Origin of the sequence: Bremerella volcania (assembly GCF_007748115.1) — a bacterium.
Classification (GTDB): Bacteria; Planctomycetota; Planctomycetia; order Pirellulales; family Pirellulaceae; genus Bremerella; species Bremerella volcania.
Window position 1 is genome coordinate 5,212,538 of sequence record NZ_CP036289.1, and the last position, 13,544, is coordinate 5,226,081.

General features: G+C 55.5%; 14 protein-coding genes and 1 tRNA gene. 7 read left to right on the top strand and 8 right to left on the bottom strand.

The genetic code is table 11. The features are described 5' to 3' along the window. Positions 1 to 90: 90 nt before the first annotated feature. Positions 91 to 1,317, top strand: coding sequence for a multidrug effflux MFS transporter (locus Pan97_RS20720; protein ID WP_144975949.1), 1,227 nt, complete (start codon positions 91 to 93; stop codon positions 1,315 to 1,317). Here the strand turns inward: Pan97_RS20720 and Pan97_RS20725 are convergent. Genes Pan97_RS20725 through Pan97_RS20735 form a run of 3 tightly spaced genes read right to left on the bottom strand, consistent with a single transcriptional unit; the run spans position 1,314 to position 3,746 of the window. Beyond that, the gene (locus tag Pan97_RS20725) at positions 1,314 to 2,105 is read right to left on the bottom strand and encodes a hypothetical protein (RefSeq protein ID WP_144975951.1); all 792 of its coding nucleotides are present in this window, start codon (positions 2,103 to 2,105) and stop codon (positions 1,314 to 1,316) included. The two genes, Pan97_RS20720 and Pan97_RS20725, sit on opposite strands and share 4 nt — an antisense overlap. After that, positions 2,102 to 2,977 (bottom strand): hypothetical protein, encoded by an 876-nt coding sequence (locus Pan97_RS20730; protein WP_144975953.1) that lies wholly within the window; start codon positions 2,975 to 2,977, stop codon positions 2,102 to 2,104. Before Pan97_RS20730 ends, Pan97_RS20725 begins: the two co-directional genes overlap by 4 nt. Next, positions 2,964 to 3,746 (bottom strand): hypothetical protein, encoded by a 783-nt coding sequence (locus tag Pan97_RS20735; protein WP_144975955.1) that lies wholly within the window; start codon positions 3,744 to 3,746, stop codon positions 2,964 to 2,966. The genes Pan97_RS20730 and Pan97_RS20735 overlap by 14 nt, the downstream gene beginning before the upstream one ends. 176 nt (positions 3,747 to 3,922) lie before the next feature. Here Pan97_RS20735 and Pan97_RS20740 point away from each other — a divergent pair, with 176 nt between their 5' ends. Then, positions 3,923 to 4,927, top strand: a complete 1,005-nt coding sequence (locus tag Pan97_RS20740) for an SMP-30/gluconolactonase/LRE family protein (RefSeq protein ID WP_144975956.1) — start codon at positions 3,923 to 3,925, stop codon at positions 4,925 to 4,927. A gap of 162 nt (positions 4,928 to 5,089) precedes the next feature. Beyond that, a complete protein-coding gene (locus Pan97_RS20745; protein WP_144975958.1) occupies positions 5,090 to 5,974 on the top strand; it encodes an RAD55 family ATPase in 885 nt (294 codons plus the stop codon). A 61-nt stretch (positions 5,975 to 6,035) separates the two neighbouring features. On the opposite strand, the gene Pan97_RS20750 is transcribed toward Pan97_RS20745, so the two are convergent. Together Pan97_RS20750 and Pan97_RS20755 are read right to left on the bottom strand one after the other, a co-directional pair. After that, entirely contained in the window at positions 6,036 to 6,374 is a 339-nt protein-coding gene (locus Pan97_RS20750) for a tetratricopeptide repeat protein (protein ID WP_144975960.1), read from the bottom strand. A 104-nt stretch (positions 6,375 to 6,478) separates the two neighbouring features. Continuing rightward, a complete protein-coding gene (locus tag Pan97_RS20755) occupies positions 6,479 to 7,468 on the bottom strand; it encodes an alpha/beta hydrolase (RefSeq protein WP_241676324.1) in 990 nt (329 codons plus the stop codon). A 218-nt stretch (positions 7,469 to 7,686) separates the two neighbouring features. Here Pan97_RS20755 and lpxA point away from each other — a divergent pair, with 218 nt between their 5' ends. Together lpxA and Pan97_RS20765 are read left to right on the top strand one after the other, a co-directional pair. Next, a complete protein-coding gene (gene lpxA / locus Pan97_RS20760) occupies positions 7,687 to 8,556 on the top strand; it encodes an acyl-ACP--UDP-N-acetylglucosamine O-acyltransferase (protein WP_165698883.1) in 870 nt (289 codons plus the stop codon). 99 nt (positions 8,557 to 8,655) lie between these two features. Next, positions 8,656 to 9,165, top strand: a complete 510-nt coding sequence (locus tag Pan97_RS20765) for a hypothetical protein (RefSeq protein ID WP_144975964.1) — start codon at positions 8,656 to 8,658, stop codon at positions 9,163 to 9,165. 11 nt (positions 9,166 to 9,176) lie between these two features. On the opposite strand, the gene Pan97_RS20770 is transcribed toward Pan97_RS20765, so the two are convergent. From Pan97_RS20770 to Pan97_RS20780, 3 genes are all read right to left on the bottom strand, one after another. After that, a complete protein-coding gene (locus tag Pan97_RS20770; RefSeq protein ID WP_144975966.1) occupies positions 9,177 to 9,581 on the bottom strand; it encodes a carboxypeptidase-like regulatory domain-containing protein in 405 nt (134 codons plus the stop codon). A gap of 102 nt (positions 9,582 to 9,683) precedes the next feature. Further along, positions 9,684 to 10,604 (bottom strand): DUF1559 family PulG-like putative transporter, encoded by a 921-nt coding sequence (locus tag Pan97_RS20775; protein WP_196782170.1) that lies wholly within the window; start codon positions 10,602 to 10,604, stop codon positions 9,684 to 9,686. A 240-nt stretch (positions 10,605 to 10,844) separates the two neighbouring features. After that, positions 10,845 to 12,416, bottom strand: coding sequence for a hypothetical protein (locus Pan97_RS20780; RefSeq protein ID WP_144975970.1), 1,572 nt, complete (start codon positions 12,414 to 12,416; stop codon positions 10,845 to 10,847). 408 nt (positions 12,417 to 12,824) lie between these two features. Here Pan97_RS20780 and Pan97_RS20785 point away from each other — a divergent pair, with 408 nt between their 5' ends. Beyond that, complete coding sequence (locus Pan97_RS20785) at positions 12,825 to 13,265, top strand: BLUF domain-containing protein (protein WP_165698884.1); 441 nt, start codon at positions 12,825 to 12,827, stop codon at positions 13,263 to 13,265. A 143-nt stretch (positions 13,266 to 13,408) separates the two neighbouring features. After that, positions 13,409 to 13,493 (top strand) — tRNA-Leu (locus Pan97_RS20790). Positions 13,494 to 13,544: the final 51 nt, after the last annotated feature.

Consider the following 13,544-nt stretch of genomic DNA (forward strand, 5'->3'; position numbering starts at 1 on the left):
AATATCGTTTCATTTAAGAAACGATATCGTTTCCAATATTCAGATTCAAGTTAAAAACTGACGCACTTCCGATAACTCGCAGAAAGCACCATGACGTCGCGGCACATTCATCCCTGGCTGATCGCTCCCATTTTGGGAATCCTGGGGGCGGTTGGCCCCTTGGCGATCGACCTCTACCTGCCAGGCATGCCGCAAATCACTTCGGAGCTGGGCATCGGCGAAGGCGTCGTCCAGTTCAGCCTGATGACCTTCCTGGCCGGGCTGATGATGGGACAGTTGTTTCTGGGTCCGGTTTCGGATCGCGTCGGCCGCAGGCCAATGATCATCGCCGGCATGCTACTGTTTATCGCCGCATCGCTTGGTTGTGCGTTCGTCCAAACAGGCGAGCAGCTTTTGTTATTGCGGTTCATCCAAGGGCTTGGTGCTTCGATCGGCCGTGCGATTGGGATGGCCGTGGTACGCGATCTGTATACCGGACCGACCGCCGCCAAACTGGTCGGCATGATGATGCTGGTGCTCGGCCTGGCTCCGATTTTGGGTCCCCTGTTGGGCTCGGCTATTTTGATGTTCGCTTCATGGCGGTGGATCTTTGTGCTGCTGGCCGTGTTCGGAGTGGGCTGTATCGTGCTCGTACTGACGCTTTTGCCGGAAACCCGCTTGCCCGAGCAGCGGACTTCGAGCCACCCGATCACTACCCTGCGAAACTACGGCACGCTCCTATTCAGTCGACAGTACATGCCGTACGTCGCCACGATGGCGTTTGCCCAGGCAGGCATTTACGCCTACCTGACCGGCTCGTCGTTCGCGTTCATCAACATTCATGGCGTCTCGCCGACGTTGTACAGTTTCATCTTCGCATCGAACGCCGTTGGGCTGATGATTGGTGCCCAGACGGGCCCGCGACTGCTGGGTCGCTTCCGCGCCGAGACCATCATCCGCGCGGCCTTGGTCACCTACGTGCTGGCCGCGGTAACGCTCCTTTCGCTAGAGTTGGCAGGCGAAATGAACGTCGTCCTACTTTCCGCGTTGTTGTTTGTGATCATCATGTCGATCGGGTTCATCTTGCCGCTGTGCGGCGTGATGGCATTGGAAGCCCACGGCAAGATCTCAGGCACCGCCGCCGCACTGATGGGGGCATGCCAGTTTGGGTTCGGCACGATTGCGGCTTTGATGATTGGACTGACGGCCAATGGCACGGCGATTCCGATGGCCGTAACGATCGCGCTGGCCGCTATCGCCGCAGGCATCACGGCACACTGGGCATTTCCGAAGCCGCAGCCTGCGGAAGAGCTTTGCCTGGGCGAAAAGAGTGTTTAGCGATCGGCTGCTTGGTCTTCGGCCACTTTGGGAACCAGCCAGACCATCATCCCGGCACATGTTTTTGGTTCGGTTTTGTCTCCCTCTTCCTTCATGGGGAACACGCGTGTTCGCCGCAGAACAATCACATCGTCCGGGTCAAACAAGGTCGCGACGAACTCCGGATCTTTGATAAGCCCCTCATTTCGCGTGCGATACCACTTGAGGTTCTCCCTACCGGTCGTCGAACTGCCCCGGGCAATATTTCGTTTTTCTCCAGCAAAATTTTTGAGCCAAGATGCCTCACGAGGGGACATGCCATGGTAAAGCATCGTAGTCGCCCCCTGAGGTGGCAGGACGTACTTACCCTGTACTACCGCAATAGGCCCTGTCATCTCTTGCTTCTCAATCGAGAGATTGATGCGTACCTCGCCATTGGTGATTGACTCGACGTGAATAGGATTCTCTGGAAGCCCTTCGCCGGGAACATGCGTGAATGCCACATACAGGTCGTATTCCTTTCCCTCGGGAATGACCAAGTGCCACTCCCACGCATCGTCCACCATCAGCGGGACGCCGATCGCAGTGACCTTCGTCGGGTCGCTGACAGGAGGAATGCCGAGCGAATCACTCAGTTGCTCGGTTCGCACTTTCATTTGAGCAAGTTGCTCGGACATCTGCCAATGAGAAATGGAGAGGGCAACCACCGTGATCAAGAGAATCATCGAGAGCAACGAGAAGCGAATCCTCCACGATCGCTTTTTCCGCGAGTCCGGCACATCGACTTGATGCTCCTGGGGAGTGGTCATGGAACGAGCCCCTCGTAGGAACCGACCTGCCCTTGAAGTCCACTTCCCAAGACCTTCTGGCGGATCAGCGGGCAAGGAATGAGACCTTGCGAAACCTTCGGTGGCTTCTCGCGTTCGATCCACAATCGCAAGACTTCCAGCGGTAAGTAATCGCTCGGTTCTTGGCCGAGCGGATTGCGTGGCTCGTCCACCTCCCAGCGCAGCAGATCGACCGCTTGATCCGGTTCGTGCTTCGTTTGTTGAAAGGCATTCGGCAGCATGCTTTCAATATCGGGATCGATATGGAACTTCACCTTTTTCCCCGGCACGCCCTCCTCGGTCGACGGAAGAACGAAGTCGCCGTTGGGTCGCATATCGGCCTCGAGCCAACGGAGCTCCTCTCGCGGTATACTTCCGCGGGCCTGCACGTTGGCATAAGGCCCAAGTGCTGACAGATTGAACCTCCACTTCGGAGTCTTCGAGGTTGGTTCTAAGGTAAACATCTGAGTGATCACATAGGTCCCCGGCGAAACGGTCAACTTTGACCTGGTCGTCGGTTTGGGTGTTTTCGGCGGGATGCTGTTGTAGTCGAAATGGATACAGTACCTGGCCCCTTCGGGCAGATAGACGCGCCACTGCCACATGTCGGTCGCAGGCACCTTCATCGGGAGAACGTAGATCTTCTCGTTATCTTTGACGTCGATCAATTCATAGGTTCGGCGAAGATCGTTCAACTTAGCCTTTGCATCCAGAAGTTCACTACTCGATCGAAAGTATGCCAGCGAGAGACCGACGATCGCCGTCACCAACAGGATGGTGAGGACCGAGAAGCGGAAACGACGCCGCAATGGCTGAGACTCAGTCGCGTCGGCTGGTGGGTTATTGGTTTCCATAGGCGTTTTTCGGAGATAATTCTTCGATCCAAATCAAAAGACCTTCGTTGCCGTTGTTATCGGCGGTAGGAACCTGAAGATCGATGATCCGAAATAGTTCCATGTGTTGTTTGCCGCCAGGACCTTGAATGACAAGATCCGCTGGCAACACGCTATGCGGGTAAGCGATCACTTTACCTGCATCATTGTCGAGCCATGCAGCCTGAGCGTTGGTGATCGGCGGAAGCCCCTGGTTTCCAACTTCGAGCCACTTGCCGCCGTCGAGCTTTAACTCCCGCGAATCATACCTGCGATGCGCGGCTTGCTGCTTGTCGTCTTGTTTCCAATCCAGGAAGCGAAGTGCTTTCCATGTTCCTAGTTCGCTTCGTACCAGTTGAATGGTGAGTAGGTTGTCGCCAGGTTGCAGTTCCAAGGGCCAGACTTCCGTTGGATAGCCTCCACGAGGAACCAGTTCGCTGAGGTCGGTACGATACGACTTGCCCGGCGGTACTTGGATACGCCATTGCCACACGTGCAAGAGCGGCTGACTGATCGAACGAACGTACAGGTGGTCCGGGTCTTGAATATGGAACATGCCAGCCGTAGCGTGCGCGCGGCGTAGATCCTCTTGCATTTCCATGAGCTGTAAGGAAGTCATCGCATGCGAAATCACGAGCGCAACGACGGCGGTCACCAGGATCATCGTCGCTATTGAGAAGCGAAGCCCCCGGCGTCGAGCAGGCTTGGCGCCGGCCGTTTCGTTTTCGATCTGCTGTGAGGTGACGTTCATTCAGGGCAGTTTAGCCGATACCCCACATTCATGCGAACTCTATGCAGAAAGCTGCTTCCTACGGCGATCGAAACAAATCTGCAGCGAATTGCCTCGCGCCCTTCGGCAAGTTAGGATAAATATTCTTCCCCCTGCCTCAACCAAATCAAACCCATCCAAGATACGGAGTTTCCCTCATGCGTGTTTCCTCCCTGGCGCTGACTCTGCTGGTCTGCGTGGCGATCGCTGCCCCGGCCGTAGCCGATGACGTGAAGAAGACCATTGGCGAGATCGAACGGCTTGACCCGGCGTTCGATGAGCTTGTTCCCAAGGATGCCAAGATCGAGGTGTTGGCCGATGGGTTTGAGTGGTCGGAAGGGCCGGTCTGGATGCCCAAGGGCTTTCTGCTGTTCAGCGACATTCCGAACAATCGCATCGTGAAGTACAAGCCAGGGCACGGGACCGACGTCTTCATGCAGCCTGCCGGGTACACTGGGATGTCGAAGTTTGAAGGGCACGAACCAGGCACCAATGGCCTGGCCATCTCGCCGGAAGGTCACCTGACGATGTGCTGCCACGGCGATCGCAACATCACCCAGATGGTCGACGGCGAACGTAAGGTGCTGGTCTCGCACTACGAAGGAAAACGCCTGAACAGCCCTAACGACCTGGTCTATCACTCCAACGGCGATCTCTACTTCACCGATCCTCCGTACGGCTTGCCTGGCGGATTGAATGGGAAGGAAGCTGAACTGGACTACTGCGGCGTTTATCGTCTTGGCAAAGATGGCAAGCTGACGCTGCTGACCAAGGAGTGCCCTCGCCCGAACGGGATCGCTTTGTCACCGGATGAAAAGACGCTTTACGTGGCCGACTCGCAAGAATGCCACTGGAAGGCCTTCCCGATGAAGGAAGACGGCACGCTGGGCGAAAGCAAGATGTTCTACGATGCGAAGCAGTGGCGCGGCAAACGCCCTGGCGGCAGCGACGGCATGAAGGTCGATACCAACGGCAACGTCTGGGCAACCGGTCCTGGCGGCGTGCTGGTCTTCACCCCCGAAGGCAAACTGCTGGGTCGCATCAGCACCGGCGAACGCACCGCCAACTGTGCTTTTGGCCCGGACGGAACGCTTTACCTGACCGCCGATATGTACCTGTGCCGCGTGAAGACGAACGCGAAGGGGCTGATCGGGTCAAAGTAGTTCGCCTCAATCATCGCCACAAGTAATACCGCAACCGTAGGATGGCTACACCTTTCCAGGTGATAGCCATCTTTTCTTTTGACGGCCATGCTGTCACGATTGATGACTACCAACAAAGACGTTCGCAGCCATCCGACGACATCTATTTTCTAGCGAAGCAATATGCCTGCAGCACGACAAACGACGGGGATCCCCAAACTGGATGAACACTTGGGGGGCGGCCTGATTCCTGGGACGCTGACGCTAGTGATCGGAGCGACAGGCATTGGCAAAACCCAAATGGGAATACACTTCGCCCACGCCGGACAAGATGCCGACAACCACAAAGGGATCTTCTTCGACATGAGCACGCGGGGAGATTCGCAAAGCCATGTTGAGTATGCCGAGCGGATGTTCGGCTGGACGCCGATCGAAGCCGATTCGCACAAGCAGCCTGACCTCGAAAACTTCTTCGAGTCGGATCTGCCCCATGGCGAGATGCTGCATGTGTTCGATTACCAGGGGAAGCGGGTTTCACGCCGCGAAATGGACTGGGACGAACTGGGCCATTGGCAGAAGCAGATCAACGAGAAGTTGGCGACCACCATCGGCTACTTGTACGGAAACTTCACCCGGGGATGCCGCCGCGTGGTGATCGATGGTCTGGAGCCGGTCGACGTTCCGGCCGAGTCGATTCAGATCGAACTGTTCGAGTACGTTTATCATCAGGTACTGCGAAAAGATCCGATGTGGGTCGCGCGGGATCTCTTTCGCCAGGCCTTTCGCAAGAACAGCGAAGCGGCCGAGCAGCACAACTACGACAGCCATTCGATCGGCTGCATGATGCTGCAGACGTCCAAGGAAGCGATGCTCGAGCATCTAATTTCCCGCAATCTGGACGAAGGGGATTTAATCAGCGGGGCGAACACCGTCATTTACATGGGGAAGCTGCTCGACGGCACCAAGATCCGCCGCGCCATGTACATCAGCAAACACCGAGGCAGCGCCGCCACCGAGGAGATCATCCCGTACCATATTGACGACGCAGGGATTCAGATTGACGGGTAGTCTCGGTGATTTCCGGTCCCCTCTCCCTCGCAGACGGTGGAGAGGGGACAAAGATGAGGCACTACATCCCACCCCGAGAGACATCGGAGTGGTGCTTGGCCTGTTCGGCCTTCTCGATGTACTTATGGTCCCGGGTTGCTTCGAAGGCCTTTTGATAGGTCACGCTCAGGGCCGTGAAGTTGAACGGTTCGTTCGGCTCCAACTGGCAAGCCATTTCGGCGTGGTAGCAGGCATCGTCGAAGTTGTTCAGATTCCCGTAGGTCACCGCCAGGGCCATGTGCGACAAGACATGGTCAGGCTTTTCCGCCAGAACCGCTTTGAACTTTTCGGCGGCCTCGGCATATTTCCCTTCGTCTCGAAGCTTTTCACCTTCGCTATACAGGGCAGACGTTTCGGACATGGTCTCGCAATCGTGGTAAAAGACGCAAAATGGGTTCGGGAACGTCCCTTAATTATAGGTCAGACCACTTCGTTTGACACGCCCCTCTGTGCGCCTAGCAATTGCTACTTCGTTGGCTGAAATACGTTCTGCAAGAAGTAATACACGGCTTGCTTCCATTCGGGCGGATCGTGCCCTCCTTCAGTCACGTGCCAAATGTGGGGGACTTCCTGCTCTTTGAGATAAACATGAAAGTCCTGGCTGATCCGAAACAGCCCGTCCTTGGTACCACACGAGAGCCAAAGCAATTTGAACTCGTCCACGGCACCTGGATCCGGCAACAACTCTTTAGGCTTCTTCGTATTAGGAGCCGACGAAAACCCGCCGATCCAGGCAAACTTGTCGAGATGACTTAGTCCAAAGTTCAGCGACTGGCCGCCCCCCATCGAAAGCCCAGCAATTGCTCGTCCTTCGCGATCGGTTCGAGTGCTGTAGTTTTTCTCAATAAAGGGAATAACATCTTCCAATAGGTCGTCCTCGAACTTAGCGAATGCCGGAGCCGCGGCAAAAACATTTCCTTCCGCGCGATCATTCTTCTGAGCTCGGCCGTTAGGCATCACGATGATCATGGGCACGGCTTTGTCCTCGGCGACCAACTTATCGAGCAACTGACCTGGCTTGGCGAATCGCTGCCATTCCGTTTCATCGCCACCAATTCCATGCAGCAAATAGAGGACCGGATATTTTGTCTCCGTGGAGTACCCCGGGGGCGTGTAAACCAGCATCTTTCGTCGCGTACCGACACTGGCCGAATCGTACTCGATCATCTCACTCTTGCCATGAGGGATATCTTCGTCGTCTTGATCGAATTGAGGGGGAGGCTCGGGGAACGCTCGTTTGTCGTCGACATTCAATTGGATCTTAGAACCATTCGGCCGAACGAGTTCGGGTTCCTGACCGGCAGCGTTCGCAGCAATGATTAACATGAAGAAAAGTGGGAACAATTTCATGACGGGGCTCCGATAGTTGACGTTTCCGCGCTGGCCAATAGCATAGCCGGTGACGACGTTGAAATCGAAAACCTGGAAAATATCAACGGTCTTTGTGACAAACATTTAACGCTTTTGGGACGGTGATAGCAGCACCGCTAGCGTTGTGGAATCAGGCGAACTCCTGCGCAAATGTGCGGTTTCGATCGATCGGGGTGGACAGGTTTTACCGATAATCGTATCTAGGAACGCTATAGCGCGAAGAAATGCGGCCAGGAAGGCCCCTTTCCGAGCGGTCCGATATCATCGATTCCCATCTTCGACCTTCAGCAAAAGGATTTGCTGTGACTCAGATCCACCCTTCCGCAATCGTTCATGCCTCGGCGGAAATTGGCGAAAACGTCGCGATTGGCCCGTTCTGCGTCATCGAAGAGAACACGAAGGTGGGAGATGGATGTCAGCTAAATTCCTTTGTCTCCATCAAACAAGGCACCCGGCTTGGTGCCAACAATAAGGTCCACGAGCATGCCGTCATCGGCGGTCCTCCCCAGCACCTGCGTGCCGGAGCCGATCTCGGGGACGTCATCATCGGTACGGGCAACGTCATCCGAGAGTTCACCACCATCCACCGCGGCTTGGCCCCTGGCAAGAACACGGTCATCGGCGATAACAACTTGCTGATGGTCCAAGCCCATGTCGGCCACGACACGATCATCGGAAACAACACCATTATCACCAACAATGTAATGCTGGGCGGGCACGTCGTCATCGAAGACCGCGCTTACGTCAGTGGTGCCGTGGCCGTGCATCAGTTCTGCCGCGTTGGCCGCAACGCCATGGTGGGTGGTCAGGCACACGTCGTGCAAGATGTCGCTCCCTACGTCACCGTCGACGGCTGCAGCAGCCTGGTGGTGGGACTGAACATCATTGGCCTTAAGCGAAGCGGCTTCACGCCAGAGCAACTCGCCGAATTGAAGCGGGCCTATCGCATCATCTTCCGATCGAACCTGACCAATCGCGAAGCCCTGGAACGCGTTCGACGCGAGTTCCCGATGAGCCCTGCCGTTCACTTTGCCGACTTCCTGGCCGAAAGCGAACGCGGCTTCATCCAGGCCCGCAGCCGAGGCCGCGGCGTCGACGTCAGCCGTCCGCAGCTTCGCGTTCTGTCGAACGAAAAAGAGACCACCAGCGACACGAGCCGCCGTGCCGGTTAAGCATTTCGTTGTCGCGATATCGTAACCATGATAGGGTGAGGACATAGGTTTCTCACCCTTTTTTGCGTTTTGATCTTGGCCCAACAAAATTCCAGAGCGATGCCGAAGCTCGACGAACAGGCAAATGAGAACCATGGCTATTCCGGCTTCTTGTTCGCCGCGTTCTTAGCCATCTTTTTCTGCTCGATTGTGTTCCTGGCGATACCGCCGGTGGGAGTTGCTCTGTTCCTATTCTGGACGCTACCGAGCCTGATCCATGCCTGGGCGAACATTGCCCGTCACAGCCGCTATGTCCCGCTCCCCTGGGAAGACCAGTTCGCGGCCGTAATCGTCGCGTGCATTCTGCAAATCCCACTATGGTTGACCGCAGGATTTATGGGGTTTCTATTGGGTGCGCTGGTGTGCGACCTGCTGATCCATGCCTTGGCTGGAGCCTCTGCGCTACCGGTCGGTAGTTATATCGTCGTGTGGATCGCGGTGACGATCCCGGTGTACGTCGTGCTCTTCATCACAACGGTCTTATGGACGACGTTCGGACTTTACTGCGATGATTCAGAATCGAATCGCATCAGCATTCGCGATGCGAAACCGATCTATCATCCGTTCTAGAAGGCCGGACGTTACCGACCTTTTTCAACCTCGAAGTCCAGAACATTCTCTCCGTCGACCACTTTGGCCGTAAGGGGGGTCTGATCCTGGTTGGCGAACTTCGAACTGATTGGCGAAGACTTTCCATAGTCGCTACTGCCGATGACGGTCACTTTGTAGTTGCCTTGCGGGGCACCGTCGGACTCGCCGAACGTGCCGAGCGTGTAAGTGCCATCTTCCTGAATGTACCCCACCGAACTCGAATTCTTCTGGGTATCAGCAAAGATGATCGTGCCGCCCGAGACAGGCGATCCATCGGTGAAGGTGACCGTACCGGTAACCACCTCGGTGGCACCACCATTGCCGCTGCAGCCGAGAAGGCCAAGCGACGAAACCGCGAAAAGTAACACGGCTACGGAAACGTATTGCATGCGCATGAGAAGCATCCTGATTGAAACAGTCCGATCGGCACGAAACGAAATCTGAGAGCGTTCTCAACATGAGAACGCCTGCAGACGATCATGAAACGAGACGAAAGTCTATTGGTCGTAGTTGTTCACACGACCGTCACGACGGTCGGCCATCAGCAGCGTGAACTCTGGATTCACGTTGTTAGCGACATTCGTGACGCTTCCGTCGGCCATCAGAAACTGGCTGATGCCGGGGTGATAACTTCCCATGCTCTTGCGGTATTCACCCGTGGTGATGTTAGGACCACGCATGAGTGGGAACTTCGAGTTACGGATGATCATCCAGGTTTTCCAGTCGTCGATGTGCCAGTAGTAAAGGGTTCCGTCCCCCGCATTGGCATGCTTGTTGATGTTGCTGGTGGGGACGTATTTTTCACCCAGGATCGACGTGTTCGACAGGCCGTCGGTGATGCTCGCAAAGTTGGTTTGCGACTTCCAACCGGTCAGGCGGTTGCTGCTGTCGACGGTGCCTCCTTTGGCCAGAATCAACGCGCTGTAGTGCAGACCCGGCGTAGCGTTGTCGGCGTCTAGGCGGTCGCATTCGTTCGTGCTTTCGCGATTGCCGGTGATGCAGTAATCAGTCGCGGCGCCCAATTCAGAAATCTGCGTTCCGCTTCGTCGGCTCGGGCAGAGCAGCATCGGCACCGCGGCGGCGTCCGTATTGATGAACGTATAGTTCGCACCCGTAGTCATCGGTAGTTCGAGATCGAGTTGATCGACGACGTTCTTCTGCTCGAGGTACGGCATGATCAGTGGATAGAAGCTTGCGTATTCGTTCCGCAGCGCAGCTGGTGGCAAGTAGCCGAACGTGTCGTGGAAGTTGTGAAACGACAGTCCCAACTGCTTCAGGTTGTTGCTGCACTGCATTCGGCGAGCAGCTTCACGGGCCTGTTGAACGGCCGGCAAGAGCAAGGCGATCAAGACACCGATGATCGCAATCACGACCAACAATTCGACCAACGTAAAACCAGAAAGGACGCGTCGCGACATAGCCATAACAAACCTAGCGAGAAGTAAGCGAAAAGAAAAGAATTAAATACTTAGACAACTAGCAAGTGTCAAATAGTATTCACAACGGGGTGCTGGAACAACCGACCCCATCGCCCGTCAGACGCATTTTGCGGCAAGTATTAGGCAAAATTCGGGCAACCTCACTCGTGCCTATGACCCTGCGGAAACGAGGCTCAAGGGGATCGCAACAGAACTCAATAATCACTCCTACCATAGGAACTACTTGATCGAACGCAGTCGCTCGTCTGCAAGATCAAGTTGGTACATGATCGTGTTGTAGTCGTAGCGCGGAGTCCCCACCTTGGTGGCTGAGAACTGCTTGGTGTAGGTGCCGTCGAAGTAGATCAACTGGCCGTCGGCCTGATCCAGAAAGCCATGGTGCACGGGATTGTAGAAGGTGTATTTGTCGTGAGAGACGATCTTCTTCGCCTTTTCCCACGTGCCAGGGATCGTCTTGGAGGTCAGGAAATAGACTTCGCCCAGATTCGACTCTTCGCCGTAGATCTCATTGGCAATCATCACCCAGCAGTCAAGATAGTCGTTCCACCGAACCGAACCGCGGTGGAGCGTGATCTTGCGTCCCCTGTCGATATCGGTTGTTTGAATCCATCCTTCACCAGTTTGAAGGTGCCCTGATTGTTCCAACTGCCGCTGCCGCTGGGCATCGACCAGGTCGGTATCCTTTCGCCAGGCATAGTCGAGCTTGCCTTGCGAGTTTCGGGCAAGCCGCGGACTGCTTCGGTCAAACGAAGCTCCTTCCTCCAGGTAAGTCCAGGCCTCGTACTGAGTCGGATCGAACACCGCGTCCCACTTGGCTGGCACGCGAAGTATGGGGTACGGCGTGGCGAAGTAGATGTACGGTTGGCCATTCTCGGTATGTCGAAATGTTTGTCCCTGGGGGTACAGCCGTGTGCTCTCGGGAAACTGATTGACCTGCTCGAACTGCTCGGTCTTTTCGTTGAAAACGGCGATCCCGCTGCGATGCTCCTTGCCGAGGCCTTCTCTCACGGAGTAGTGAGTCACCCCCTTAAGCTGACCTTCGTTTTCTTCCAGCACAAAAAATCCGTGCATCCAGATGACGGTTCCACCGACGTCGTTTTTGAACATCGCTTTGCTGAAGCCGCCGTCGTCGACGATGTACGTTTGATCGATACCGATCGACGGATCCATTCCACCGTGACTGGGAAGCTTCGACCAGGCACCGGACGTGGCGAAGTTTCCCAGCGGATAGGAAACGCGTGCCGTATCGCCCCAGGTCCATAAGATACGCTCCCCCAAAACAACGGCCTGGGTCGAGTCCTGCCCCATGACCTGGGCATTCAAATTCGGATGCCGCCAAGGGTTGGGCATACCTAAACGGGTCGAGTGGTGGTACTGCCCCTGGCCGGTGACCCGATAAAGCCGCCGGGCGATGTTGTTTCGCTTGATCTTCAACTGAACCGTCTTGCCGGGGAGGACTTCCAAGGCGCGGCCTCGACTGCCAAAGCCATCGGCGGGAAATTCGTAGCCGTGTGCCTGGACCGTGAAGAACACCTTCTGCCCCATCAGGCCTGGCTCGTCGACGGCCACCCAGCCAGCGTTATCGGTGACCAGGCGAATTTCATTGGTGGTGATCAGTTCGACCAGTGGCACGCCGCGGCCGGTGGCCTCGTCGACCACCTGAATACCGAACGGCTCGGAGGACTTCGACGACTCGGTAGGCAGGCTCTGAGCCGACAGGACGGCACGCAGGACCAGGGCCAGAAGCAACGAAGCGAGGATCATGACCCAGTGGGCGCGACGGCGAAACATGCGAAGCTCGGATGGAATGAAGGAGGAATGCATACACCGCAATGCATGCATTAAGGGAGGGAATCGCGAGGGGAAATCGGAGGAATCGGTGAAGTTCTATACTAACTAGTTTCCCCGGAGAGTTTCCAGAGAATAAAATACGTCCCACGCTACCGACTGAAAGATCACCTGATTTTTTGCTAGCGAGATCCTCCCGAGTTCCCGGAATATCCTTCCTCCGGCTCGTTCCGATGCAGCGTTTAAGCCACATCAGAGCAAGAGACCCCAACTTGCCATGCGATTAACACTAACATATGTGGATTGGTGAATTTGCTTATAATCCCGGTGCATCGTCATGAAGATGGGAAAAGAAAGGGGGACGCCCTCGGCGGCAAGATGACCGTCGAAACCAATGAAAGGGATTCTCCCGTGTTTGCACTTGCCTATGCTAGTTACAGTACCATCGACAGTACCGAACTCGATCTCGAAGGATTAGCCAGGCACGCATCGGCCAAGAACGCCACCCTCGGACTTACCGGCTACCTGTGCTACGACCACGGCGTCTTCTTTCAATATCTGGAAGGGGATCGACAGGTCGTGTTGGATCTAATGGACGTCATCGAGAAAGACATCCGTCACGATATCGTCAACAAGGTCGAGCTGGGTGAGTACGACGAACGAATTTTCCCCGATTGGAGTATGCGGTACCTGAACCGGAGCGACCTGCGACGTGTCGACTTGGAGAATGTCCTGGAGCACTCCTTGTTTCACATGGACCCCAAGCTATACGGCCAGGAAAATATTGTGGCCCTGATCAAGGCCCTGGTCGCCAATATCTCGGCTCGGCAGAACCATTTAAAAGCGGTTTAAATTCCCTTTCAAGCAGACGTGCTAGACCGATTGAGCTGGTTTTTCAGGCAAATCTGTGGCAGCAGGCCATTTTTTGCCCCAGGGGGTCCTTGAAAAAAGAGACATCCAGAGGCATAAATAGTTGTTTCCACCTGAGAGCATAGGCCGAAGTGGCGGAATTGGCAGACGCGCTAGGTTCAGGTCCTAGTGGGGGTTAACCCCGTGGAGGTTCAAGTCCTCTCTTCGGCACTCAATAAAAAAACCACGATGGATTGCCATCGTGGTTTTCTTTTTCTTGCG

Excerpts from the sequence above, each read along its gene's own strand:
- Pan97_RS20720 (WP_144975949.1), top strand. The coding sequence starts at position 91 with ATGACGTCGCGGCACATTCATCCCTGGCTGATCGCTCCCATTTTGGGA.
- Pan97_RS20725 (WP_144975951.1), bottom strand. The coding sequence starts at position 2,105 with ATGACCACTCCCCAGGAGCATCAAGTCGATGTGCCGGACTCGCGGAAA.
- Pan97_RS20730 (WP_144975953.1), bottom strand. The coding sequence starts at position 2,977 with ATGGAAACCAATAACCCACCAGCCGACGCGACTGAGTCTCAGCCATTG.
- Pan97_RS20735 (WP_144975955.1), bottom strand. The coding sequence starts at position 3,746 with ATGAACGTCACCTCACAGCAGATCGAAAACGAAACGGCCGGCGCCAAG.
- Pan97_RS20740 (WP_144975956.1), top strand. The coding sequence starts at position 3,923 with ATGCGTGTTTCCTCCCTGGCGCTGACTCTGCTGGTCTGCGTGGCGATC.
- Pan97_RS20745 (WP_144975958.1), top strand. The coding sequence starts at position 5,090 with ATGCCTGCAGCACGACAAACGACGGGGATCCCCAAACTGGATGAACAC.
- Pan97_RS20750 (WP_144975960.1), bottom strand. The coding sequence starts at position 6,374 with ATGTCCGAAACGTCTGCCCTGTATAGCGAAGGTGAAAAGCTTCGAGAC.
- Pan97_RS20755 (WP_241676324.1), bottom strand. The coding sequence starts at position 7,468 with ATGTTTGTCACAAAGACCGTTGATATTTTCCAGGTTTTCGATTTCAAC.
- Pan97_RS20765 (WP_144975964.1), top strand. The coding sequence starts at position 8,656 with ATGCCGAAGCTCGACGAACAGGCAAATGAGAACCATGGCTATTCCGGC.
- Pan97_RS20770 (WP_144975966.1), bottom strand. The coding sequence starts at position 9,581 with ATGCGCATGCAATACGTTTCCGTAGCCGTGTTACTTTTCGCGGTTTCG.
- Pan97_RS20775 (WP_196782170.1), bottom strand. The coding sequence starts at position 10,604 with ATGTCGCGACGCGTCCTTTCTGGTTTTACGTTGGTCGAATTGTTGGTC.
- Pan97_RS20780 (WP_144975970.1), bottom strand. The coding sequence starts at position 12,416 with ATGTTTCGCCGTCGCGCCCACTGGGTCATGATCCTCGCTTCGTTGCTT.